Annotated in this window: 22 protein-coding genes; 13 read left to right on the forward strand and 9 right to left on the reverse strand. The window is 73.4% G+C overall.

The window, feature by feature from the left end; genetic code table 11:
- Positions 1-27 precede the first annotated feature (27 nt).
- A complete protein-coding gene (gene idi, locus ACFVN3_RS16530) occupies positions 28-624 on the forward strand; it encodes an isopentenyl-diphosphate Delta-isomerase (protein ID WP_378234017.1) in 597 nt (198 codons plus the stop codon).
- Positions 625-645: 21 nt separating this feature from the next.
- Here idi and ACFVN3_RS16535 read toward each other — a convergent pair whose 3' ends face one another.
- From ACFVN3_RS16535 to ACFVN3_RS16545, 3 genes are read right to left on the reverse strand one after another with little or no spacing between them, the layout of a single operon-like run.
- On the reverse strand, positions 646-1407 hold the full coding sequence (locus tag ACFVN3_RS16535) for a hypothetical protein (protein ID WP_378234018.1): 762 nt from the start codon (positions 1405-1407) through the stop codon (positions 646-648).
- Complete coding sequence (locus ACFVN3_RS16540; RefSeq protein WP_378234020.1) at positions 1404-2219, reverse strand: hypothetical protein; 816 nt, start codon at positions 2217-2219, stop codon at positions 1404-1406. Before ACFVN3_RS16540 ends, ACFVN3_RS16535 begins: the two co-directional genes overlap by 4 nt.
- Positions 2216-3220: a hypothetical protein gene (locus ACFVN3_RS16545; RefSeq protein ID WP_378234021.1), complete on the reverse strand. Its 1005-nt coding sequence runs from the start codon at positions 3218-3220 to the stop codon at positions 2216-2218. The genes ACFVN3_RS16540 and ACFVN3_RS16545 overlap by 4 nt, the downstream gene beginning before the upstream one ends.
- A gap of 191 nt (positions 3221-3411) precedes the next feature.
- Between ACFVN3_RS16545 and ACFVN3_RS16550 the strand changes: the two genes are divergently transcribed.
- Positions 3412-4260, forward strand: a complete 849-nt coding sequence (locus ACFVN3_RS16550; protein ID WP_378234022.1) for a class I SAM-dependent methyltransferase — start codon at positions 3412-3414, stop codon at positions 4258-4260.
- 66 nt (positions 4261-4326) lie between these two features.
- Here the strand turns inward: ACFVN3_RS16550 and ACFVN3_RS16555 are convergent, their stop codons facing one another.
- Positions 4327-5391 (reverse strand): LacI family DNA-binding transcriptional regulator, encoded by a 1065-nt coding sequence (locus tag ACFVN3_RS16555; RefSeq protein WP_378234023.1) that lies wholly within the window; start codon positions 5389-5391, stop codon positions 4327-4329.
- A gap of 217 nt (positions 5392-5608) precedes the next feature.
- On the opposite strand from ACFVN3_RS16555, the gene ACFVN3_RS16560 reads away from it, so the two are divergent.
- From ACFVN3_RS16560 to ACFVN3_RS16595, 8 genes are read left to right on the forward strand one after another with little or no spacing between them, the layout of a single operon-like run.
- Positions 5609-6847 (forward strand): amino acid ABC transporter substrate-binding protein, encoded by a 1239-nt coding sequence (locus tag ACFVN3_RS16560; RefSeq protein WP_154797345.1) that lies wholly within the window; start codon positions 5609-5611, stop codon positions 6845-6847.
- 7 nt (positions 6848-6854) lie between these two features.
- Entirely contained in the window at positions 6855-7739 is an 885-nt protein-coding gene (locus ACFVN3_RS16565; RefSeq protein ID WP_024841626.1) for a branched-chain amino acid ABC transporter permease, read from the forward strand.
- Positions 7723-8934 carry a branched-chain amino acid ABC transporter permease gene (locus ACFVN3_RS16570; RefSeq protein WP_378234024.1) on the forward strand — a complete coding sequence of 404 codons (1212 nt, stop codon included), beginning with the start codon at positions 7723-7725 and terminating at the stop codon, positions 8932-8934. Before ACFVN3_RS16565 ends, ACFVN3_RS16570 begins: the two co-directional genes overlap by 17 nt.
- Positions 8931-9686, forward strand: a complete 756-nt coding sequence (locus ACFVN3_RS16575; protein WP_378234025.1) for an ABC transporter ATP-binding protein — start codon at positions 8931-8933, stop codon at positions 9684-9686. Before ACFVN3_RS16570 ends, ACFVN3_RS16575 begins: the two co-directional genes overlap by 4 nt.
- Positions 9679-10461: an ABC transporter ATP-binding protein gene (locus ACFVN3_RS16580; protein WP_378234026.1), complete on the forward strand. Its 783-nt coding sequence runs from the start codon at positions 9679-9681 to the stop codon at positions 10459-10461. The genes ACFVN3_RS16575 and ACFVN3_RS16580 overlap by 8 nt, the downstream gene beginning before the upstream one ends.
- An 8-nt stretch (positions 10462-10469) precedes the next feature.
- The gene (locus ACFVN3_RS16585; RefSeq protein WP_378234027.1) at positions 10470-11714 is read left to right on the forward strand and encodes a Gfo/Idh/MocA family protein; all 1245 of its coding nucleotides are present in this window, start codon (positions 10470-10472) and stop codon (positions 11712-11714) included.
- Positions 11711-12907: a dihydrodipicolinate synthase family protein gene (locus ACFVN3_RS16590; RefSeq protein ID WP_378234028.1), complete on the forward strand. Its 1197-nt coding sequence runs from the start codon at positions 11711-11713 to the stop codon at positions 12905-12907. Before ACFVN3_RS16585 ends, ACFVN3_RS16590 begins: the two co-directional genes overlap by 4 nt.
- Complete coding sequence (locus ACFVN3_RS16595; protein ID WP_378234029.1) at positions 12904-13947, forward strand: sugar phosphate isomerase/epimerase family protein; 1044 nt, start codon at positions 12904-12906, stop codon at positions 13945-13947. Before ACFVN3_RS16590 ends, ACFVN3_RS16595 begins: the two co-directional genes overlap by 4 nt.
- Before the next feature lie 81 nt (positions 13948-14028).
- Here ACFVN3_RS16595 and ACFVN3_RS16600 read toward each other — a convergent pair whose 3' ends face one another.
- Positions 14029-14547 carry a winged helix-turn-helix transcriptional regulator gene (locus tag ACFVN3_RS16600; protein WP_378234030.1) on the reverse strand — a complete coding sequence of 173 codons (519 nt, stop codon included), beginning with the start codon at positions 14545-14547 and terminating at the stop codon, positions 14029-14031.
- A gap of 79 nt (positions 14548-14626) precedes the next feature.
- Here ACFVN3_RS16600 and ACFVN3_RS16605 point away from each other — a divergent pair, with 79 nt between their 5' ends.
- Complete coding sequence (locus ACFVN3_RS16605) at positions 14627-16117, forward strand: MFS transporter (RefSeq protein ID WP_378234031.1); 1491 nt, start codon at positions 14627-14629, stop codon at positions 16115-16117.
- Positions 16118-16591: 474 nt separating this feature from the next.
- Here ACFVN3_RS16605 and ACFVN3_RS16610 read toward each other — a convergent pair whose 3' ends face one another.
- Positions 16592-17500, reverse strand: a complete 909-nt coding sequence (locus tag ACFVN3_RS16610) for an SDR family oxidoreductase (protein ID WP_378234032.1) — start codon at positions 17498-17500, stop codon at positions 16592-16594.
- Positions 17501-17585: 85 nt separating this feature from the next.
- Here ACFVN3_RS16610 and ACFVN3_RS16615 point away from each other — a divergent pair, with 85 nt between their 5' ends.
- Positions 17586-18107 (forward strand): low molecular weight protein-tyrosine-phosphatase, encoded by a 522-nt coding sequence (locus ACFVN3_RS16615; RefSeq protein ID WP_378234033.1) that lies wholly within the window; start codon positions 17586-17588, stop codon positions 18105-18107.
- Between the two features lie 88 nt (positions 18108-18195).
- On the opposite strand, the gene ACFVN3_RS16620 is transcribed toward ACFVN3_RS16615, so the two are convergent.
- Positions 18196-19359, reverse strand: a complete 1164-nt coding sequence (locus ACFVN3_RS16620; RefSeq protein ID WP_378234034.1) for an alpha/beta hydrolase — start codon at positions 19357-19359, stop codon at positions 18196-18198.
- A 251-nt stretch (positions 19360-19610) separates the two neighbouring features.
- Between ACFVN3_RS16620 and ACFVN3_RS16625 the strand changes: the two genes are divergently transcribed.
- Positions 19611-20915, forward strand: a complete 1305-nt coding sequence (locus ACFVN3_RS16625; protein ID WP_378234035.1) for a carbohydrate-binding protein — start codon at positions 19611-19613, stop codon at positions 20913-20915.
- Positions 20916-21033: 118 nt separating this feature from the next.
- Here ACFVN3_RS16625 and ACFVN3_RS16630 read toward each other — a convergent pair whose 3' ends face one another.
- Entirely contained in the window at positions 21034-21636 is a 603-nt protein-coding gene (locus tag ACFVN3_RS16630) for a DUF1992 domain-containing protein (RefSeq protein WP_378234036.1), read from the reverse strand.
- 65 nt (positions 21637-21701) lie between these two features.
- Positions 21702-22334, reverse strand: coding sequence for a hypothetical protein (locus tag ACFVN3_RS16635; protein ID WP_378234037.1), 633 nt, complete (start codon positions 22332-22334; stop codon positions 21702-21704).
- Positions 22335-22535 lie beyond the last annotated feature (201 nt).

Consider the following 22535-nt stretch of genomic DNA (forward strand, 5'->3'; position numbering starts at 1 on the left):
CGGACGGCCGTGTGCGAGAGTGGCCGCATGACCTCGCACGTCCCCGTCGCCGCCGACCACGTCGTCACCGTCGACGACCAGGGTCGCCGGACCGGCACCTTCGAGCGCGCCGCGGTCCACACGACCGAGACGCCCCTCCACCTGGCCTTCTCCTGCTACGTCCTCGACGACGCGGGCCGCCTCCTGCTCACGCGGCGCGCGCTCGCGAAGCGCACGTGGCCGGGTGTGTGGACCAACTCGTTCTGCGGGCACCCGCGCTGGACCGAGACCACCGAGGAGTCGATCGTCCGGCACGCGGGTCACGAGCTCGGGCTCGAGATCGCGGGCCTCGAGGTCGCGGTGCCGGGCTTCCGCTACCGCGCCGTCGACGCGTCCGGCGTCGTGGAGAACGAGATCTGCCCGGTCTATGCGGCGCGCGCGGTGGGCACGGTCGAGCCGAACCCCGACGAGGTCATGGAGACCGCCTGGGCGGACCCGCGCGACGTCGCGCGCGCGGTCGCCGCGACCCCGTGGGCGTTCAGCCCGTGGATGGTGCTCCAGGTCGCCGCTCTCGGCTCCGCGAGCACCGAGGGCGACGGCCCGACGGCGCGCCTCGCCGCGGCGTTCGGACCCCCCTCGGCCTGACGCGGTCGACCCGCGAGGCGCTCAGCGCGTCGTCTGCGGGTGCCGCGCCCGGGCGCTGCGCAGCCGCTCCGGGACCGCGAGTCGGTCCGCGCCCTGCGGCGAGACCTGCACGGGCTGCGCGGGCAGGGCGAGCGCCTCGACGTGCTCCGCGCCGGGCACCCCGGCCGCGCGCGCGGCGTCGCCCAGCGCGCGGACGACCTGCTCCTGGCGACGCGGGTCCCGAGCGGAGAAGACCCAGAGGTCGACGGCGGTCGCGGTCGAGAGGTCGACGTGCAGGCCTCGCGCCCGCGCCTGGCGGAGCTGGCTCGGCGCGACGCCGACGAAGGTCACGGCGCGGCGCGACCAGAGCACGGTGCGCGACGCCGTCGACACGCCGCGGTCGGTGAGCAGCAGGCCGAGCGTGCGCGGGCTCGCGACGGCGGCCCGCACGGTCCGGACGTCGAGGGCCGCGAACGGCACCGCGACCGGGCGCAGGAACGGGGCGAACGAGCCGACGAGGATCCCGTGGTCGAGCACGACCAGCTTCTCGGAGCCGAGGAACCAGAGGATGACGGCGGCGATCGCCGCGAACGACGGCAGGAGGTAGCCGATCGCGGCGGCGCCCGCGTTCCCCACGAGCGCCGGCCCGACCGAGAACACCAGCACCACGACGACGGTCACCGCCCACGCGGGACCGTTCGGCGTCGACGCCGACACGTGCCGGACCGCACCGAGGCCGGACCGCTCGGCGTGGTGCCGTACCTTGCGCGTCGCGCGCGCGCCGGTCGCCGTCGGCCCGCTCATCGACCGAGCAGCTCGAGCGGGAGACGGCGGACCGTGGCCGCCCCGACCTCGGAGAGCGTGAGCGTCGTCGGGGCACCGTCGGCCCCGTGCTCGCCGCCGCGGACCGTGTACACACCGTCGGGCGTCGCGTAGACGCTCACCTGCTCCAGGACGTCGGAGCCGGCGCGCACCGCGCCGATCGTCGTGACGGCCAGCGCCCCGGCCAGCTCGGGCAGGGTCGGCGCCTGGGCCGCGAACTCGTCGGGCGTGAAGGTCTGCGAGCGCCCGTCGAGCAGGGCCTTGGCGCCCGGGTCGACGAACACCGCGAGCCGGCCCGGGAGCTCGGCCAGCGGGTAGACGCTGAAAGCGTGGTGGCCGCTGGGCGCGACCTCCTCCTCGAGCACGCGGTCGTCCTCGTGGAGGTAGACGTACACCCAGTGCCGGCCGAGCGACGTCGTGCGCTCGACGGACAGGATCGCGTTCGCCGTGCGTCGCAGCACGAGCGGGCCCGTGATCTCGGGGACGGCCTCGATGCCGACGGCCGGGCGGCCGTCCACGGGCTCCGCCGCGGCCGCGTCCTCGGTCGGCACGACCATGCCGCGGGCGAGGAGCGAGCGGAGCGCGACGCGGCCCACGAGCGCGCGGTCCGCGCCCTCCTGCGCGTCGAGCCACGGGACCGCCACGAGCTGGGGGTTCTGCAGCCCGTCGAGGATGACGATCTCCTCGTCGGTGAGGGTCACGACGTGCGTGACCTCGCCGGCGGCGGCCCGTGCCAGCGTGCGCTCGGCCGCGGCGATGTCCGACGTGGACCACCGCATGGTCTGCTGGGTCACGAGAAGAGCCCTCCGACGAAGTCACCGGCGGCGGAGAGCCCGTCGCCGATCGCGTCCCCGACGTCGGACGCGACGTCCCCGATCGTATCGACCGCGTCGCCCGCGAAGTCGGTCACGTTGTTCCACCCGTCCGCGAGGTACGGGCCGGGGTTGGTGGCGAAGCCCGAGATCGCGTCCCAGTTGTCGACGACGAGGTTGCCCAGCGCCCAGGCGCCCGCGACGACGCCGGCGCCGACCACGATCCCGATGCCCACCGGGTTGGTGAGCATGCCCGCCATCATGAGCATCGTCCCCGCGCCGCCCACGACGGACAGGCCGCCCATGACGCGGTCGACGCCGCCCCGGACGCCGTCGTACTCGGTGTTGAACATCTGGTTGACGCCGCCGATGACGCCGAACAGGCCGCCGACGCCGCCCGCGAGCCGGCCCGCCGTCCCGAGGCCGCCCAGCAGCCCCATGGCGTCGTCGAGGACCATGCCGCGCGCGAAGACCGACGCGCTCGCGGCGGCGTCGGACAGGTCGGCGAGGCGGCTGGCCTGCAGGAACGCGGTGAGCGACTGGCCCACCTTCCAGGTCTTCCACCCGGCGAGGCCGAACGAGATCGCGCCCCACGCCGTCTCGCCGACGTCCCAGATCGACCCGTCGAGCGGGGTGCCGCCGCCGAGCGGCCCGCCGCCGGGACCCGTGGGCACGCCCGGTCCGGGCACGCCGGGGGACGGGATCGCGCCGCCTTCGGTGCTCGTCAGGTACTGCTCGTCGGCGTTGCGCAGGACCGCCTGCGACGCCTCGGCGAGCGTCTGGCTCACCCCCCGCAGCAGCGCCACCGAGGACCCGGTCCACTCGCCCCGGAACTGGTCGGCGTCGCCCCCCTGCCACCTGCCGGCGGCCTCCACGAGGCCGCTGACCTCGGACGTCGTGCTCACGAGCTGGTCGGAGGCGGAGCGCAGCGACTGCGCGAGCCTCCTCAGCTCCGTGACGTCGGCGCCCCACATCCCGCTCACGTCGTCCTCGTCCCCTCGTCGGTCGGTAGGTCGCCCGTCGCGGGCCCCGGGGTCCCGGAGCGCACGAAACGGGCATCCGGGAGGCTATCGCCTGCACCCGCCCTGAGGCGATGGGGAGGACTCCCCGTCTCCTCGGCGCAGGCTCGGCGCGCGTGTTCGGTGACGGCGTCCCCGCGGGTGACAATCGACGCATGCCTGCCGCGGTACCCGACTCCCCTGCCACCCCCGACCGGGCCACCGACGTGCCCGTCCCCGTCCGGGACGCCTCGTTCGAGGAGCACGTGGCGTGGGCCCGCACCGTGCCCGTGGTCGGGTTCGACCTCTCGCCCGTGGCCGACCGTGTCGTCGAGGACGCGCTGCCGTGGGACTACGCCGCGCTCGCGCGCGAGCTGGTCGGCAGCGGCCGCGGCGCCGTGCTCGACCTGGGGACGGGCGGCGGGGAGCTCCTCTCCACGTTCGGACCGTTCCCCGCCGGGTCCGCGGCGACGGAGGGCTGGGCGCCCAACCTTCCCGTGGCCCGACGCCGGCTCGAGCCCCTGGGCGTCGACGTGCGGTCCGTGGAGAGCGACGAGGAGCAGCTCCTGCCGTTCCTCGACGGCCAGTTCGCGGTCGTGCTGGACCGGCACGAGGAGTTCGACCCCGACGAGGTGCTGCGCGTGCTCGAGCCGGGCGGGGTGTTCCTCACCCAGCAGGTCGACACGCGCGACGGCCTGCGGCTCAACACGGCGCTCGGCACCGAGCTGCCATGGGACCCGGACTCGGTGACCCTCGAGGCCGCGGTGGAGGTGCTGCGGGACGCGGGATTCGTCGTCGATGTCGCGCGCGAGCACGAGGGCCTGCGCCGGTTCCGCGACCTGTCGTCCGTGCTCTGGTACCTCAAGATCATCGCGTGGCAGGTGCCCGACCTCGCCTCGCTGTCCCCCGAGGCGATCGCCCGGTACGAGGCGCCGCTGCGCGCGCTGCACCTGCACCTCGCCGCGGGCCACGAGTTCGTCGACGAGGCTCCGCGCTTCCTCGTCGTGGCCCGCAAGCCCTTCTGACCCGCTCCCACCCCATCGCTGTGGGCATGGAAAGGGCCCGGTTCTCGCCGCAGAACCGGGCCCATCTCATGCCCACAGCGGGCCGGGGCGCGGTGGGGCCGCGGAGTCGCGGACGACGAGCACGTGGTCGGTGCGCTTGCGGCGCGGGCGGCCCGACGGCGGCCGGAGCGCCAGCTCGAACGCCGTCGCCCCCATCTCGCTCATCGGTAGCCGCACCGTGGTCAGGGCGGGCGCGAGGTCCTGGGCGACCTGGATGTCGTCGAACCCGGTGACGGACATGTCGCGCGGCACGACGACGCCGCGCTCGCGCAGGAGCGACAGCACCCCGGTGGCCATGGCGTCGTTGAGCGCGAGGATCGCCGTGGTGTCCGGGCGCTGGGCGAGGATGCGCTGCGTCGCGTCACGGCCGCCCTCGCGCGTGAACGGCGCGTGCACGACGAACAGGTCGTCGGGGTCGAGGCCGCGGGCCGCGACGGCGCTCCGGATCCCGGCGGTGCGGTCGGCGACGGTCGTGAGCCGCTCGGGCCCGGCGGCGATGGCGATCCGGCGGTGCCCCAGGTCGAGCACGTGGTCGGTGAGGCTCGCCGCGGCGGCCTCGCTGTCCGGCAGCACGGCGTCGCTGTGCAGGTGGTGGCGACCGATAACGACGACCCGGCCCCCGGCCTCCTGGAACGCCGCGAGCTCGCGCGCGGCGTCGGCCTCCATCGCGGGGTCGACGTAGCCGGAGCCGGCGACGAGGATCGCGCCGACGCGGTGCGCACGCATGAGCCGGATCTGCGTGACCTCGGCGCTGGGCTCGCGCTCGGTGTGGCTGATCTGGACGCTCCACCCGTGCTCGGTCGCGACCCGGACGACGCCGCTCGCGATCTCGGAGAAGTACGGGTCGCCGATCTCGTAGACGAGCAGGCCGGCGACGGAGGTCGTGCCCCCGGCGAGCGTGCGCGCGTGCGGGTTGGCGATGTAGCCCATCTCCGTCGCGACCTCGCGGACGTGCTCTGCGAGCACCTCGGAGACGCCGTCGCTGCCCGACAGCGCGCGCGACGCGGTGGCGAGCGACACGCCCGCCCGCTCGGCGACGTCGACCAGCCGCAGCGCGCTACGACCCTTCGTGGTCCGACCCTCTCGACGCACCCCTGCTCCGCTCGTCCGTGCGTCGTCCGGTCGGTGGCCGAAGGGCCCTCCCCGACGTGACGCTTGCCACATCCGCTGTCCGCACCGTACTCTAGCGGAAGCGCTTACGAAAGCGCTTTCGTAAACATGCGGTCTCGTACGGAGCAGTACGGCCTCAGGTCTTCACTACGACGAAGTAGGGAGAGTCACGTCCATGCATTCTCGGTCGACTCCACGGATGTCCACCCGCACCCGCTCGCAGCGCGCCCTCGCCCTCGCGGCCGGTGCGACCGCGACGGCGCTCGTCCTCACGGCGTGCTCCGGCGGGTCCGACGGCGAGGGCGGAGGCGGCGGGTCCGACGACCCGATCGTCATCGGTATCTCCCTCCCGCTCACCGGCGACTTCTCCGAGCCCGGCAAGGGCGTCCAGCGCGGCTACGAGGCCTGGGCGCAGTTCGTCAACGAGGACGGGGGCCTCCTCGGGCGACAGGTCGAGCTCAAGATCCTCGACGACCAGTCCAACGCGGACCGTGTGGTCCAGGACTACGAGGCGCTCATCGCCCAGGACGAGGTCGACCTCGTGTTCGGGCCGTTCTCGACGCGCCTCGTCGTCCCCAGCGCCCGCGTCGCCGAGGAGTACGGGATGCTCTTCGTCGAGCCGGCGGGCGCCGCGGCCGAGGTGTTCGAGCAGGGCTTCGAGAACCTGTTCTACGCCGCCCCGGCCGTCGCCGACGACCACTACAACTACCTCGCGGACCACATCCTCGACATGCCCGAGGGCGAGCGCCCGCAGACGGTCGCCGTGGCGTCGATGGACGACCCGTTCGCCCAGGGCACGGCCTACGGCCTGCGCGACAAGCTCGCCGACGCCGGGCTCGAGATCGTCGTCGACGAGGTCTACCCGCCCAACACGACCGACTTCTCGTCGATCGCCGCGAAGATCAACGACTCCGGCGCGGACATGGTCATCGGCGGCACGCAGTACCAGGACGCGGTGAACCTCATCGTGGCGCTGCAGCAGCTCAACTACCAGCCCACGCTCGCGGCGTTCTCCACCGCGCCGACCAACCCCGAGTTCTCGGCCGCGATCGGCGCCAAGACCGAGGGCATCCTCTCGCCCACCGGCTACACGGAGACCGCGAGCTGGCCGTCCAACGTCGACTTCGTCGAGCGGTACACGGAGCTGCACGGCAACCCGCCCGGCGAGGACGAGGCCAACGCGTACACGACCGGCCAGGTCGTCGCCGCCGCGGTCGAGGCCGTCGGGTGCGCCGAGCAGGGCGAGTGCCAGCAGGAGCTCATCTCGTGGCTGCGCAGCAACGAGGTCGAGACCGTCGTCGGGCCGCTGACCTGGGACGAGACGGGCAAGCCGCAGGGCGCCCACCTCATCCAGCAGTACGTGGACGGCGAGATCCAGATCGTCCTGCCGCAGGACGCCAAGGAAGCCGACTTCGTCTTCCCCAAGCCGGCCTGGTGATCACCTCGTGACAGGAACGCTCCTCTTCCAGAGCCTCGTGCTCGGCGTGCTGCTGGGAGGGCTCTACGCCCTCCTGGCAGCGGGCCTCACCCTGTACTTCGGCGTGATGCGCGTCGTGATGATCGCCCACTCGGCGTTCCTCATCCTCGCCGCGTACCTCGCCTGGTTCTTCAACCAGCAGACCGGCATGGACCCGCTGCTGTCGCTCGTCATCACGGTGCCGCTGTTCTTCCTCGTCGGCGTGGGCATGCAGCGCCTGCTCATCACGCGCCTGCGGCCCGCGACGCTCACGATGATGTCCGTCCTCCTCACGTTCGCCGTCGCGCTCTTCATCGAGGGCATGATCGGCTTCGTCTGGAGCGGTACCCAGCGGCGCATCCAGCTCCCGTACTCGGGCGCGAGCATCGAGTTCTTCGGGGCGCGGATCGCCGTCGTGAAGCTCGTGGCCTTCGGGCTCGCGGCGCTCTCCCTCGCGCTGCTGTACCTGCTCATGAAGCACAGCCGGTTCGGCCAGGCGCTGCGCGCGACCATCCAGCACCGCGAGGCCGCGCAGCTCGTCGGCATCAAGACCGACCGCGTCGCGGGCTACGGCTTCGGCCTCGGCCTCGCGACCGCCGCGATCGGCGGGACCGCGCTGTCGCTCGACGCGACGATCTACCCGTCGCTGCACTGGCACTGGATCGGCCCGCTCATGGCGATCATCGTCGTCGGCGGCCTGGGGTCCATCCCGGGCGCGGCGATCGCCGCCATGGTGCTCGGCATCGGCCAGAGCCTGCTCCAGGTGCCGCTCGGCACCACGTGGGCGCAGACCATCTTCTACGTCGCGCTGTTCGCGACGCTGATGCTGCGGCCCCAGGGATTCTTCGGAGGTCGCCTTGCCCAACGCTTCTGACACCCGTCCCGCGAGCCGCCGCGGTGCGGCCGCCCGCCCGGTGCCCGACGGCGCCGGCACGGCCTCGGCCGTCGTCGCACCCCCCGCGCGCCGCCCCTGGGGCCGCGTCGTCCGCCTCGCCGCGCTCGTCGTCCTCGCCGTGCTCGTCCTGGCCTTCCCGACGATGGCGCCCAACGCGTACATCCTGTCGGCCGGCATCGTCGTCCTCAGCTACGCGTGCACCGCGACCGCCTGGAACTTCATGGGGGGCTTCACGGGGTACGTCTCGCTCGGGCATGCCGCGTTCTTCGGGCTCGGTGCCTACGGCACGGGCCTGCTGATCCGCGACCTCGGGCTCCCGAGCTTCGTCGCCTGGCTCGTCGCGGGCGCGCTCGTCCTGCTCATCACCATCCCCGTAGGGATCGCGGCGCTGCGCGTGCGCGGCGCGTCGTTCGTCATCGTGTCGATCTCGTTCGTGCTCATCCTGCTGCTGGTCTTCCAGGCGTGGGGGTCCTTCACCGGCGGGTCCGACGGCCTCGTCGTCCCGCGCCCGTTCCCGGACCTGCTGCGGCCCGAGCACCACCGCACGTTCTTCTACCTGTTCGCGGCGCTGCTCGTCGTCATGCTCGTCGCGTGGTGGGCGATCGACCGCTCGCGCTTCGGCACCGGGCTCAAGGCGATCCGCGAGGACGAGGACAAGGCCCAGGCCCTCGGCGTCCCGACGCGCAACTACAAGCTCGTCGCCTACGTCGTCTCCGCGACGTTCACCGGCCTCGCGGGCGGCATGTACGCCCTGTGGTTCGGCGACCTCGACCCGATCTTCCAGTTCTCCATCATGCTCGGCTCCTACATGGTGCTCATGGCGCTGTTCGGCGGCGTCCGGCACCTCTTCGGCCCGCTCCTCGGCGCCGTCGTCGTCGGCACGGGCCTGGAGTACTTCAAGCTCGAGTTTGGCGACACCCAGTTCCACCTCGTCGCCACCGCCCTGCTGCTCGGCGTCGTCGTCCTCTTCATGCCGGACGGGATCATCCCCGCGGCCCAGGCCCTCTTCAAGCGCTTCGGCCCGCAGGACTCCTCGATCCGCGAGATGACCGCGGCCGAGCTTCTCGAGCGCAACCGCGCCGCGGCCGAGCCGGCCGCCGCCGTCGCGCAGCAGGGACAGCACGCGGAGGGTGAGCCGACCGCGGAGGGCACGGGAGAGGAGAAGGACCGATGACGACGACCGCACCCCCGACGACCCGCAACCTCGAGACCGTCGGCCTCACCAAGTCGTTCGGCGGCGTCCACGCCGTCCGCGACGCGACGGTCACGTTCCACCACGGCAAGATCAACGCGCTCATCGGCCCGAACGGGTCCGGCAAGACGACGTTCTTCAACTGCGTGACGGGCATGATCAAGCCGGACTCCGGCACGGTCACCTTCCGCGGCGAGGACATCACGCGGCGCGCGCCGCACAAGATCGCGCGTGCCGGGATCGGGCGCAGCTTCCAGCTCTGCCGCGTGTTCCCGCGCATGACCGTCCTCGAGAACATGCTCGTCGCAGTCCGCCGCACGAAGGTGCGCGAGCTGCTCGCCGGGGCGCGCAACCCCGAGGAGATCGACAAGGCGCGCGCGCTGCTCGTGCGCGTCGGCATCGACCACCTGGAGAACGTCGAGGCGCGCAACCTGTCCTACGGGCAGCAGAAGCTGCTCGAGCTCGCGGGCGTCCTCATGGGCGACCCCGACACGATCATGCTCGACGAGCCGGCCGGCGGCGTGAACCCGGCGCTCATCGGCCGCATCGGGACGCTCGTGCAGGAGCTCAACGCCGAGGGCAAGACGTTCCTCGTCGTCGAGCACAACATGGACATGGTCATGAGCCTGTCCCACCACGTCATCGTGTTCGACCGGGGCCGGCCGATCGCCGAGGGCACCCCCGCCGTCGTGCAAGCCGACCCGCGAGTGCTGGAGGCCTACCTTGGTGTCTGACCCGACCCCCGGGACGGGGGCGAAGCAGGAGTACCTCCTCGAGCTGGACGACATCCAGGCCGGGTACGGCCGCGCGGCGATGGTGCTGCGCGGGCTGACCATCAAGGTCCCCGCGGCGACGGTCGTGTGCCTCGTGGGGCCCAACGGCGCGGGCAAGTCGACGGTGCTCAAGGTCGCGAGCGGGCTGCTCAAGCCGCGCTCGGGGCGCATCCTCGTCGCCGGCCGCGACGTCACGGGCCAGGGACCGCAGGAGATGCTGCAGTCCGGCCTGGCGCACGTGCTCCAGGGCCACAGCGTGTTCCGCGAGATGACGGTCGCCGAGAACGTGCTGCTCGGCGCGTACACCCTGCGCGACAAGCAGAAGATCGCGGAGCGCGTGGCGTTCGTGCAGAACCTCTTCCCCATCGTGGGCGAGCGGTGGAAGCAGCTCGCGGGCCTGCTGTCCGGCGGGCAGCAGAAGCAGGTCGAGTTCGCGCGGTCGCTCATGGTGAGCCCGGAGGTGGTGCTGCTCGACGAGCCGTCGATGGGCCTCGACCCGAAGACGACGTCGACGGTGTTCGAGCAGGTCGTGCGCATGCGCGACGCCGGGGTCGCGGTGCTGCTCGTCGAGCAGAACGCGCGCCGCGCGCTCGAGACGGCCGACATCGGGTGCGTGCTCGACCTCGGCCGCGTGCACATCACCGGCCCCGCGCCCGAGCTCCTCGCCGACCCCCAGCTCTCCGAGCTCTACCTCGGCGGCCGGCCCGCCGAGCGCTCGCTCTCGCAGAACGGATGACCGCCAGCATGACCAGCCAGACCACGGACGCCGCAGGGGGCGACCGACCGACCACCCGCACCGTGCGCATCGTCATGAACGGCGTGACCGGGCGCATGGGGTACCGCCAGCACCTCGTGCGCTCGATCCTCGCGATCCGGGACGACGGCGGCGTCGAGCTCGACGACGGCACCCGCCTCCAGGTGGAGCCCGTGCTCGTGGGCCGCAACCGTGCCAAGCTCGCGGAGCTCGCCGCGCGCCACGGCGTCGCCGAGTACACGACCGACCTCGACGCGGCGCTCGCGGACCCGACGGCCACGATCTACTTCGACGCGCAGGTCACGTCGGAGCGGACCAAGGCGATCCTCAAGGCGCTCGCGGCGGGCAAGCACGTGTACACGGAGAAGCCGATCGCGGAGTCGGTCGCCGAGGGCGAGGAGCTCGCCGAGGCGGCACGAGCGGCCGGGGTGATCCACGGCGTCGTGCACGACAAGCTGTACCTGCCCGGCCTGCTCAAGCTCAAGCGGCTCATCGACGGCGGGTTCTTCGGCCGCATCCTGTCCGTCCGCGGCGAGTTCGGGTACTGGGTGTTCGAGGGCGACTGGCAGCCCGCGCAGCGCCCGAGCTGGAACTACCGTGCCGAGGACGGCGGCGGGATGGTCCTCGACATGTTCTGCCACTGGAACTACGTGCTGGAGAACCTGTTCGGGCCGGTCGAGGCGGTCATGGCGAAGGCCGTGACCCACATCCCCGAGCGCTGGGACGAGCACGGCGAGCCCTACGCCGCGACGGCCGACGACGCGGCGTACGGGATCTTCGAGCTCGCCGGGGCGGACGGCCCGATCCTCGCGCAGGTGAACTCGTCGTGGGCCGTGCGCGTGGACCGGGGGGAGCTCGTGGAGTTCCAGGTCGACGGGACGCACGGGTCCGCGGTCGCGGGCCTGTTCGGGTGCCGCATCCAGTCGCGCGCCCGCACGCCCAAGCCGGTGTGGAATCCAGACCTGCCCACCGACCAGGACTTCCGCGCCCAGTGGGAGCAGATCCCGGACAACCAGGAGTTCGTCAACGGGTTCCGCGCGCAGTGGGAGGAGTTCCTGCGCGACGTCCACGCCGGGCGCCCGCACCCCTACGACTTCGACGCCGGCGTGCGCGGCCTGCGCCTCGTCGACGCGGGGTACACCTCGTCGCGCGAGGGACGACGGGTCGAGCTCGGCGCCTCGCCGTACCCCGGGCCCGAGGCCCTGGGGGGCTCGGCGTCCGGGGCGGGGGCGTGAGCGGGGTGCGGATCCCGTTGCCCGACGGCGGCACGCGGCTCGTCGAGCTGCGCGCGCCGCGGGAGTGGGCGGACCACCCGGGCCCGTACGCGTCGCGCGTCGCGTTCGCCGCGGCGCACGTCGTCGCGGACCCGCGGGGCGAGAACGTGCCGGGCGCGCCGGCCGTCGTCGACTGGGACTCGACGCTCGCGTTCCGGCGGCACCTCTTCCGCTACGGCCTGGGCGTCGCCGAGGCGATGGACACCGCGCAGCGGAACATGGGTCTCGACTGGCCCGCGGTCCAGGAGCTCGTGTCGCGCAGCGCGGCCCAGGCTCACGAGCTGGGCGCACGGATCGCGTCCGGCGCTGGGACGGACCACCGCGCACCCGACGCGCTGCGGACCGTGGACGACGTGATCGGGGCGTACGCCGAGCAGGTCGAGTTCGTCGAGGGCACGGGCTCGCAGGTCATCCTCATGGCGTCGCGACACCTCGCGCGCGTCGCGACGTCGGCCGACGACTACGTGCGCGTGTACGACGCGATCCTGTCCCAGGTGCGCGAGCCGGTCGTGCTGCACTGGCTCGGCGAGGCGTTCGACCCGAACCTGCGCGGGTACTGGGGCTCCGGCGACGTCGACACCGCGACCGCGACGTTCGTCGACCTCGTGCGGGCGCACGCCGACCGGGTCGACGGGGTCAAGGTGTCGCTGCTCTCGGCGGCGCACGAGGTCGGGCTGCGCGCCGTACTTCCCGAGGGCGTCCGGTTGTACACGGGCGACGACTTCCACTATCCCGAGCTGATCCGGGGCGACGGGGAGCGGCACTCCGACGCGCTGCTCGGCGCGTTCGCGGCGGTCGCCCCCGCGGCGTCGGCGGCGCTCGCCGCCCTCGACGACGGTGACCTCGACCGCTACGACGCCGAGATGGCCCCGACGCTCGCGCTCTCGCGGCACGTGTTCGAGTCGCCGACGTACTACTACAAGACCGGGATCGCGTTCCTCGCGTGGCTGTCGGGACACCAGCCCGGCTTCACGATGGTGGGCGGGCTCCAATCGGCCCGGAGCGTCGTGCACCTCGCGCGTGCGTTCGAGCTCGCCAACGAGGCTCAGCTCCTGCCGGACCCGGACCTCGCCGCGCACCGCCTCGGCCTGGTCCTCGCGGCTGCCGGGATCGAGGCGGGCGCCCGTGCCGGTGTCGTGGAGGTGGTCGCATGAGCACCGAGATCTCGGAGTTCCCGTCCACCGGCCCCCGGACCTCCGCCGACCATGCGGTCGTGCCCGCCGAGCATGCGCTCGCATCCCGTCAGGGGGCCGAACCGGGCGACACCAGCATGCTCGGCGGGGAGGTGAGGGCCCTCGACGTGCCGAGCGGGGTGGCGGCGCGGGTGTCGACGCCGTCGCCCGGCGATCCTCGGCTCGCTCGGCTGTCGCTCAACCAGCGGACCACGGCGCACTGGTCGCTGCGCGAGGCGATCGACGGCTGCGTCGCCGCGGGGCTCCCGGCGATCGGGGTGTGGCGCGAGCCCGTCGCGGAGGTCGGGCTCGACACCGCGGTGCGGTGGGTGCGCGACGCCGGTCTGCGCGTCTCGTCCGTGTGCCGCGGCGGCTTCTTCACCGCGAGCGACCCCGACGCGCGCGCGGCGGCCCACGCGAGCAACCTCGCCGCGATCGCCGAGGCGGCCGCGCTCGGGGCGCCGACGCTCGTCCTCGTCCCGGGCGGACTGCCCGACGGCGACCGCGACCTCGTGGGGGCCCGGGAACGGGCGGCCGACGCGATCGCCGCGCTCGTCCCGGCCGCGCGGGACGCGGGCGTGACGCTCGGGATCGAGCCCATGAACCCGATCTTCGCGGCGGACCGCGGCGTGGTCTCGACGCTCGAGCAGGCCCTCGACCTGGCCGAGCCGTTCGCGCCCGAGGAGGTGGGCGTCGTCGTCGACACCTACCACCTGTGGTGGGAGCCGAAGGTCCACGAGCAGATCGCCCGAGCAGGTGCGGCGGGCAGGATCGTCAGCTACCAGGTGTGCGACTGGATCACGCCGCTGCCGGCCGACACCCTGCTCGGCCGCGGCATGATGGGCGACGGTCACGTCGACTTCACCGCGTTCACGCGCTCGGTCGCCCGAGCGGGCTACACAGGCGACGTGGAGGTAGAGATCTTCCACGCCGACGTCTGGGCCGCCCCCGGAACGGACGTCGTGGCCACCCTCGCCCGCCGCTACGTGGAGCTCGTCGAACCCCACCTCAACCCGGCGTGAGTGCATGAAATAGTCGCGATCCGGGCGTCCGGACGCGACTATTTCATGCACTCAGCGGTGTGCGTGCCCTCACGGGCGGGGTCAGAGGTCCTGGAGCGACGCCTCGCGCTCGTCATAGGCGCTGCGCGCGGCGGCGATGCGCTCCTGGTGCGCTTCCGTCCACACCACCAGCGCCTTCGTCGTGGCGTGGAGCGAGCGGCCCATCTCGGTGAGGGCGTAGTCGACGCGGGGCGGGACGGTCGGGTAGACCGTGCGCTCGACGATGCCGTCGCGCTCGAGCTGGCGCAGCGTGCGCGACAGCATGCGCTGGCTGATGCCGTCGATCTCGCGCTTGAGCTCGGTGAACCGCATGACACGGCGGTCGAGCAGCGCGATGGCGAGCAGCGACCACTTGTCCGCGATGCGGTCGAGGATCTGTCGCACCTCGCAGTCCTCGCGGGAGTCCCACTGCCAGACCTCGACGTCGGACTCCCACTTGGACGGCGTGCAGCCGTGGCGGTCCTCGGGCAGCGCGGGCGTGTCACGGGTCGCCGTGGGGCCTCCTCGCGCCGCCACGGTATCCGCGGTGATACCAGGTGTGCCGAATGTGCCGTCTTCCATGCCTCCCGATCCTGTCCCACGATGGGCTCGGTATCAAGAGGTAACCGAGTACCGGAAGGTGCTCAGGAGAGGGGACGCCATGACCGACCTGCCCACCATCCGGGCCGACGCGGGCGCACGGGCCGCCGCGCGCTTCACGCTGCGCGACTGGGGGCTGCTCCTCGTGCTGTGCGGGGCGATCTTCCTCGAGGGCAGCGACATCGCGATGCTCTCCGTCGCGCTCCCGGGCATCCGCACCGACCTGGGTCTCGCGACGGGCGAGCTCGGCGGGGTCGTGACGGCTTACGTCGTCGGGTACGGCGGGTTCATGCTCCTCGGCGGGCGCGCGGCCGACCTCTACGGCCGACGCCGCATGTTCGTCCTCTGGCTGCTCGTGTTCCTCGTGTTCTCGGGGCTCGGCGGGTTCGCGACCGACGGGTGGATGCTCCTCCTGTCGCGCTTCGTCACGGGTGTCGCGGCCGGGTTCCTCACGCCCGCGGGCATGTCGCTCATCACGACGTCGTTCGCCGAGGGCCCGCGCCGCAACCGTGCGCTGGTCATCTACGGCGCCGCGGGAGCAGCGGGCTTCTCGCTCGGCCTCGTCGTCGGGGGTCTGCTCGCCGCGATCCACTGGCGGTGGGTCTTCTTCGCGCCGGTGATCCTCGCCGTCGTGCTCCTCGTGCTCGCCCTGGCGACGGTCCCGCGCGACGCGGCGACCCGCGACCGCGGCACGCTCGACGTGCTCGGCGCGGTCCTCGCGACGGGCGCCATGGTCCTGCTCGCCGTCGGCATCGTGCGGCTCGAGCACCCGGGCGAAGGGGTCGCGTGGACGGTCGCCGCGCTCGGGGGCGGGGCCGTGCTCCTCGCGACGTTCGTCGCCCGCCAGCGCCGGGCCCCGCACCCGCTCCTGCCGCTGCGGCTCTTCCGCTCGACCGAGCTCGTGCGCGCGAACGTCACGGCCGTGCTCTTCGCGGGCGGGTTCTACGGGTTCCAGGTGCTCCTCACGCTCTACCTCCAGGAGCTGCGCGGCTGGACGCCGCTCCAGACCGGGCTCGCGATGCTCCTCATGGCGATCGACGTCGTGCTGGCGCCCGTCCTCACGCCGCGCCTCGTGGAGCGCTTCGGCGTGCCGCGCGTGATCGTCGGGGGTCTCGTCGCCGGGACGCTCGCCGCGGCGTGGTTCCTCGCGTCCGGGCTCGACTGGACGTACGCCGTCATGGTCCCGTCGATGGCGCTCGTCGGGGTCGCGTTCGCGCTGGTCTACGGGCCGATCGCCATCGCCGCGACCACGGGCGTGACCGACGCGGAGCAGGGCGTCGCCGGCGGGGTGCTCAACACGGCGTTCCAGCTCGGCGCGGCGATCGGCATCTCTGCCGCGACGGCGGTCAGCGTCCTCGCCCTCGGCGACGGCACGGGCCGGGAGGCCGGCCTGGCCGCGTTCCACACCGCGCTCTGGGTGCCCGTCGCGGCGTTCGCCCTCGCCGCCGTGGCGATGGGAGCCCCGCGCCGCCGGCGGGTGGTCGACGACGAGGCGGCACCGCCCGCTGCCGACGGCGTCCCAGCCCCCGCTCCGGCCCCCGCCGCCCGCTGAGTGCATGAATTAGTCGCGTCCGGCGAGCCCAGACGCGACTAATTCATGCACTCAACGTGGGGGGTGGGCAGCAGGAAGCCCGCGGGCTGGAGGGTTCCTCCTGTCGTGCTGGACGAGGGCACGACACCCGCGGGCTCCGGTGGTTGCGTGGTACTCGCTCGCCGTCGGGCGTCTCCCCTCGGGAGACCCCGCCCGGTTCACGGGCTCACCGCATCCGGTCCGTTGCTGGATCGGTTGCGCGACGACTAGCGCGCAACCACCTCACGAGTCCGAAGAATCTTCACTTCCAGGACCACCTCCTTTCGCGTGTACGACGACGGTACGTCCGCCCCCGCGGACCGCGCCAGAGGTTTTCGCGCACGGCGTGGAACCGCCGAGATCGGCCCGCCCGTCACCAGGTCGACCCACCGAGGGTCGATCTCGGACGCACGGGTCGATCTCGCGGGGTGCGCGCCGAGCGGTGGCGCGCCAGGTTCAAGCGGGACGCAGGTGCGCCCACTCCTCGGGGTAGTCGTCGAGCCACGCGGCGAACGACTGCGCGGGGCGCTCGACGAGCCGGGGGACGGTGTCGCTCACGTGCGCGAGCTCGCCCGCAGCGATCGCCGTGTACGACGACACCCAGCCGTCGACCTCGAACCGCGGCACCCCGTAGCGCTCGCGCGACGCGTACGCCTCGTCGAGCGTCTCGGCGTGGTAGGTGATCTCGCGACCCGTCGCGGCGGTCAGGGCCTCCGCGACCTCGCCGAGCGTCTGGGCCTCGGGCCCCGTGACGTCGTAGGTGGCGCCGTCGTGGCGGTGCGCGTCGGCGTCGAGCAGGACGACGGTCGCGACGTCCGCGATGTCGTCGTGCGACACGGACGCGACCCGCCCGTCGCCCGCGGGCCCGCGGATCACGCCGTCGTCGCCGACCATGAGCGCGAGCCCGCGGTGGTAGAGGTTGTCGCGCAGGAACGTGTGGCGCACCCCTGTCGCGCGGATGTACTCCTCGGTGCGCCAGTGGTCGCGCGCGAACGTGAAGACGGCGTCCGGCGCCGCGCCGACGAACGACACGTAGACGATGTGCCCGACCCCGGCGGCGATGGCGGCGTCGACCGCCGCGCGGTGCTGCGCGACGCGGTCGAGGTCCTCGCGGGCGGACACGAGGAACACGGTGTCGACGTCCGTGAACGCCGCGACCATCCCGCGCGTGTCGGTGTACCCGCCGACGACGGCGACGTCCGACTCCGGGAGCGGGTCGTCGCCGAGGCTGGGCGCCCGCGCCGCGTCGCGCACGACGAGGCGCTGCGTCGCGCCCTCGGCGGCGAGGCGGAACGCGAGCTTCGACCCCAGGAGCCCGCTCGCGCCCGTCACGGCGATCCGCCCCGACCCCGCCCCGATCATCATGTCCTCACGGTAGACGCGGCGGTCGCGGGGCGCCCGACGACCGGCGCGTACGGAGCGGCGCGTGCGGGTCCCGCAGAATGGGCCCATGACCAGTGCCGAGGCCCCCGCGCCCTACCGCGTCATGACCGTCTGCACCGGCAACATCTGCCGGTCCCCCATGGCCGAGGTGGTCCTGCGCGACCGTCTCGAGGCGGCCGGGCTCGGCGACCGTGTCGTCGTCGACTCGACGGGGATCAGCGACGAGGAGCGGGGGAACCCGATCGACCGCCGCGCGCGCGCCGTCCTCGCCGAGCACGGGTACGCCGTCGACGGGACGCACCGTGCCCGCCAGGTGCGCTCGGGCGACCTCGCCGCGCGGGACCTCGTGCTCGCGATGACGTCCCAGCACGCGCGCGCCCTGCGCAGGCTCGACGCCGCCGGCCCGGTGCGGATGTACCGCTCGTTCGACCCGGCCGCACCGCGCGTCGCACCGGGCGAGCCCGAGCACGTGCTCGACATCGCCGACCCCTGGTACGGCGGTCAGCAGGACTTCGAGGACTGCCTGGCCGAGGTGGAGGCCGCCGCGGACGGGATCGTGGACTTCGTGCGGGCGCAGCTCGCCACCTGACGCGTCGCGGGCGGAGAGACGGCCTGGTTCAGGCCGTGGGCCCGGGTCCGTGTCCCGACCACCACCATGACGGCTCGGGTGCAGACCGTCAGCGGGCGCGGGACCGCCGACCCCGCACCGTCCCGACGGCGGAGCCGACCGTGCGCGCCACGACCCGCCCGGCGCGGTGGGCGCCCGCGCCGAGGCGGGTGAGCAGCCGGCCCAGACCGCCCGACGCCGATGGTGCGACGTCCGGCGCGGGTGCCCGGTCGTCGTCGGGCACGACGGGCGCGGGACGCGGGAGGTAGGCGCTCGCCCACTGCGCGATGCGCCCGTACGCGAGCGCGCGCACGGGCCGGGCCGAGAGGACGACGTCGTGCAGCGCGCCGTCGAGGCGCGCGACCGTCACGAGGTCGCCGAGCTGGACGGACCGCTGCGCGACGCCGTCCACGTCGATCGCCGTGTCCGTGTGCATCATCTCCGGCGTCCAGCGCGGGAGCAGCGTGCTCCGCGCGGAGAGCAGCACGAGCACCGGCGCCCCGATGGACAGGCCGCGCGCGACGGTCTGCTGCCCGCGGAACACGGCGGACAGCCAGGCGGGCGTGGTGCGGAACCCGTGCTGGGGGCGCCACGCGAGGTCGTACGTCCACTCGCCGTCGAAGTCCTTGCTCACCGAGCGCGTGTAGAAGCCGAGGTCGACGTTGGGCAGCGGCCGCGTCGGCGTGAGACGCGCCCGGGCCCCGATCACGGGCTCGAGCAGCAGCCGCCCCACCTCGCGCGTCTGGAACTCGAGCCACGGGCTGTTGAGGACGAGCGCCGCCGCGCGGCCGGGGTGCCGGCCGAGCCAGAGGCTGAGCGTCAGGCCGCCCGTCGAGTGGCCCATGAGCACGAGCTCACGCGGCGAGCGCCCGTCGCCGCGGTGGCCGATCGCCGTGAGCGCGGCCTCGATGTCCTCGTCGTACGTCGCGAGGTCCGTGACGAACCCCGGCGTCTGGCCGGGGCGCAGGCTGCGCCCGTACTTGCGCAGGTCGAGCGCGTGGAAGCGCGCGCCGTGCGCCTCCCAGAAGTCGGCGAGCTCGGTCTGGAAGAAGTAGTCGGACCACCCGTGGACGTACAGGACGTCGAGGTGCTGGCCGGTCCCGTCCGCGTCGTCTCCCCCGGCCCGACGGCGGCGCACGAGCGTCGCGACGACGTCGCCCTCGTCGTCGGGGGCGAGCGGCAGCGTGAGCTGCTCGTAGTCGTCCCCGAGGACGTCGGGCTGCCAGTCGGCCATGCCGCCGACCCTAGGCGCGCGCGCCGAAGGGCGCTCGGTGCGAGCGGGGCGGCGACGTGCCGCAAGCCCGTTCCGCGGGCGCCAGGAGGTCCGGGACCACCCGTACTCCGCGTGGCTCCGCGCCCCCGGCGAGCGGTGCGGATCGTGTGGTTCCCCCTCATGCGCGACGCCGTCGGGCACTTGCAGACTGGCGGGATCATCGGCCGACGGTGCCCGCCTCGGCCGCCGTGCGACCGAACCCGAGGTGCCCCGTGAGATCTCGTCCGACCCCGCTGCTCGCCGGAGCGGCCACCGTCGCCCTGGCGGCGGTCTTCGTGGGCAGCGCCGTCGTCGTCCAGGGTGCGCTCGCTCCCGCGGCCGCGGCCCAGTGCTCGACCACCGTCTGGGCGGAGGGCTCCACGTACGCCGCCGGCGCCCAGGTCACGTACGGCGGGCGCACGTACACCGCGCGCGTCACGCACACGGCCTACGTCGGCACCGGCTGGAACCCCGCGTCGACCCCGACGCTGTGGACCGACGGCGGGGCGTGCGACCCCACTGACCCGACCGATCCCACGGACCCGACCGACCCGACGGATCCCACCGATCCCACGGACCCGACCGACTGCGCGGTGCAGGGCAAGCCGACGGACAAGGTGCTCCAGGGGTACTGGGAGAGCTGGGACGGCGCGTCCAACGGCGTGCACCCGAGCCTCGGGCACATCCCGGTCGACGACGCCCGGATCTCCGCGCACGGCTACAACGTGGTCACCCTCGCGTTCCCGGTGATCCTCTCTGACGGCACCGTACTGTGGCAGGACGGCATGGACACCGGGGTCGACGTGCCCACTCCCGCCGAGATGTGCGCGGCGAAGGCGGACGGCACACGCCTGCTCCTGTCGATCGGCGGCGCGACCGCCGGGATCGACCTGTCCAGCCCGGCCGTCGCGGACCGCTTCGTGGAGACGGTCGTGCCGATCCTGCGCGACAACCACTTCGACGGCATCGACATCGACATCGAGACGGGGCTGTCGGGCAGCGGGAGCATCAGCACGCTGTCGACGTCGCAGTCGAACCTGATCCGCATCATCGACGGCGTCCTCGCCGAGATGCCGAGCGGATTCGGCCTCACCATGGCGCCCGAGACCGCGTACGTCACGGGAGGCAGCGTCGTGTACGGCTCGATCTGGGGCTCTTACCTGCCGATCATCAAGAAATACGTCGACAACGGCCGCCTGTGGTGGCTCAACATGCAGTACTACAACGGCTCGATGTACGGGTGCAGCGGCGACTCCTACGGCGCCGGGACCGTCCAGGGCTTCCAGAAGCAGACCGACTGCCTGAACGCCGGGCTGACCATCCAGGGCGTCACGGTGACGGTGCCCTACGACAAGCAGGTCCCTGGGCTGCCTGCCCAGGCGGGCGCCGGCGGCGGCTACATGGCACCGTCGCTGGTCACGCAGGCGTACCAGCCGTACGCGTCGCGACTCAAGGGCCTCATGACATGGTCGATCAACTGGGACGGCTCGAAGGGCTGGACGTTCGGCGACAACGTCCGTGCGCTCCAGGGCCGCTAGCCGATCCGACGCCCGCTTCCCGCCGAACACGACATGGGGGCCGCTATCGGCCCGATAGCGGCCCCCATGTCGTGCTCGACGGCGGGCAGTCGGGCCGCGGGCGGGCGAGATCCTCGGGCTAGGCGATCCGGCCGCGCCGTGCGCGCCAGCGCGCGACCTCGTGCTCGACGTCGCGCGTCGGCGTGACGACGGGCGGGCCGCCCAGGAGCTGGCGGCGGGCGTCGACGACCCGCGCGTTGAAGTCCGTGAGAATCTCGCGGACGATCGTCTCGTCGAGCTCGCGGTCGAGCCGGTCGTCGAGCTCGCGGTCCTCCTGCTTGAGCAGCATCGCGGGCGGACCCAGCCCGGTGAGCTGCTCCCGCTCGATGACCGACTTGAGCCACCAGTCCGGGTCGTGCGTCCCCGTGAGCCCGGGGATCGGCCTGCCCGCGAGCGGGAGGTCGTCGAACTCCCCGCGCCGGATCGCCTGCTCGATCACCGTGTCGACGTACATCGCCCGGTCCTCGGGTCGTACACGGCGCGGGCCGCGCGGAGCGACCTCGTCGTCGGGCGCCGGGGACTCGGCGGCGGGCGCCTCGCGGCCAGCCGGACCGGGCACGTCCGCGCGTCCCGGGTCGTCGCGCTCCGACTCCTCGCGCGCGGTCTCGCGGTCGACCCGGTACTGCGCGGCGCGGCGGACCGGGTCGTCGTCGGGTGTGCTGCGGGACCGTCGTCGGAACACGCGAACCTCCTCTGTCGGCGTTCCCCCACCCTAGGCACGCGTCGCTGCACCCGACGAGCGGGCGCTCAGCCGTCCAGGAGCGGGTGGTAGCGACGTTGCAGCCCGCGGTCGACGGCGGCGACCACCCCGGCAACGGACAGCACGGTGTTCGCGGAGGCGGGCAGGTCGGGTACGAACGGCGGCGTCCAGCCGGTGAACCCGGAGACCAGGTCGAGGAGCTGCGGCACCTGCGTCACGAGCGCGACCACGAGCACGACCCACGCGGCGACACCGACGGCGCGGCTCGCCGTCGGGCGCTCGCGGTCCATGCGGTCCCGCCACGCCTCGGCGGTCCCGGCCATCGGCGGGACGTCCCGGACGTCTCCCACGGCGTCGACGACGCGGACGTACCGCATCCCGTAGAGGCTCATCCGTGCCTCGATCCGCACACCGGGGAGGTCGAAGCGCGCCCGGGACCGCTGCTCGTCGACGAGGCGGCGGTCGCGGTAGAGCCGGATCCGCTCGTCCCAGTCGAGGAAGTCCACGTCCACGACGTACTCGTGCCCGCCGTGCCACAGCACGAACGCGCTGCGCCACAGGACGCCCCATCCCCGGACCGGCCGGAACGCCTCGTCGCGGCCGTCGGGCCCACGACCGCCCCCAGCGCCATCGCCCCGCGCCCGGTCGTCGGAGCCGTCGTCCCACACGTCCTCGGTCATGCCGTCCATCCGACCTCGCCGCCCGACGACCGCGCGTCGCCCGGACGACCGACCCCGCGCGCTGAGGCAGGTTGCCATCCCTCGAAGGAATGACCCGCTCCGCGTCGAACCCGGGGCTGTGGGCGTCTCGGCCGTCGAGCCCGGCCGCAACCCCGGGTTCGGCGCCGTGGGGCGCCCCCAGCACCAGGTTGGGCGGCGGTC

Origin of the sequence: Cellulosimicrobium sp. NPDC057862 (assembly GCF_042797035.1) — a bacterium.
Lineage (GTDB): Bacteria > Actinomycetota > Actinomycetes > Actinomycetales > Cellulomonadaceae > Cellulosimicrobium.

Excerpts from the sequence above, each read along its gene's own strand:
- idi (WP_378234017.1), top strand. The coding sequence starts at position 28 with ATGACCTCGCACGTCCCCGTCGCCGCCGACCACGTCGTCACCGTCGAC.
- ACFVN3_RS16535 (WP_378234018.1), bottom strand. The coding sequence starts at position 1,407 with ATGAGCGGGCCGACGGCGACCGGCGCGCGCGCGACGCGCAAGGTACGG.
- ACFVN3_RS16550 (WP_378234022.1), top strand. The coding sequence starts at position 3,412 with ATGCCTGCCGCGGTACCCGACTCCCCTGCCACCCCCGACCGGGCCACC.
- ACFVN3_RS16560 (WP_154797345.1), top strand. The coding sequence starts at position 5,609 with ATGTCCACCCGCACCCGCTCGCAGCGCGCCCTCGCCCTCGCGGCCGGT.
- ACFVN3_RS16575 (WP_378234025.1), top strand. The coding sequence starts at position 8,931 with ATGACGACGACCGCACCCCCGACGACCCGCAACCTCGAGACCGTCGGC.
- ACFVN3_RS16585 (WP_378234027.1), top strand. The coding sequence starts at position 10,470 with ATGACCAGCCAGACCACGGACGCCGCAGGGGGCGACCGACCGACCACC.
- ACFVN3_RS16595 (WP_378234029.1), top strand. The coding sequence starts at position 12,904 with ATGAGCACCGAGATCTCGGAGTTCCCGTCCACCGGCCCCCGGACCTCC.
- ACFVN3_RS16600 (WP_378234030.1), bottom strand. The coding sequence starts at position 14,547 with ATGGAAGACGGCACATTCGGCACACCTGGTATCACCGCGGATACCGTG.
- ACFVN3_RS16605 (WP_378234031.1), top strand. The coding sequence starts at position 14,627 with ATGACCGACCTGCCCACCATCCGGGCCGACGCGGGCGCACGGGCCGCC.
- ACFVN3_RS16610 (WP_378234032.1), bottom strand. The coding sequence starts at position 17,500 with ATGATGATCGGGGCGGGGTCGGGGCGGATCGCCGTGACGGGCGCGAGC.
- ACFVN3_RS16615 (WP_378234033.1), top strand. The coding sequence starts at position 17,586 with ATGACCAGTGCCGAGGCCCCCGCGCCCTACCGCGTCATGACCGTCTGC.
- ACFVN3_RS16620 (WP_378234034.1), bottom strand. The coding sequence starts at position 19,359 with ATGGCCGACTGGCAGCCCGACGTCCTCGGGGACGACTACGAGCAGCTC.
- ACFVN3_RS16635 (WP_378234037.1), bottom strand. The coding sequence starts at position 22,334 with ATGACCGAGGACGTGTGGGACGACGGCTCCGACGACCGGGCGCGGGGC.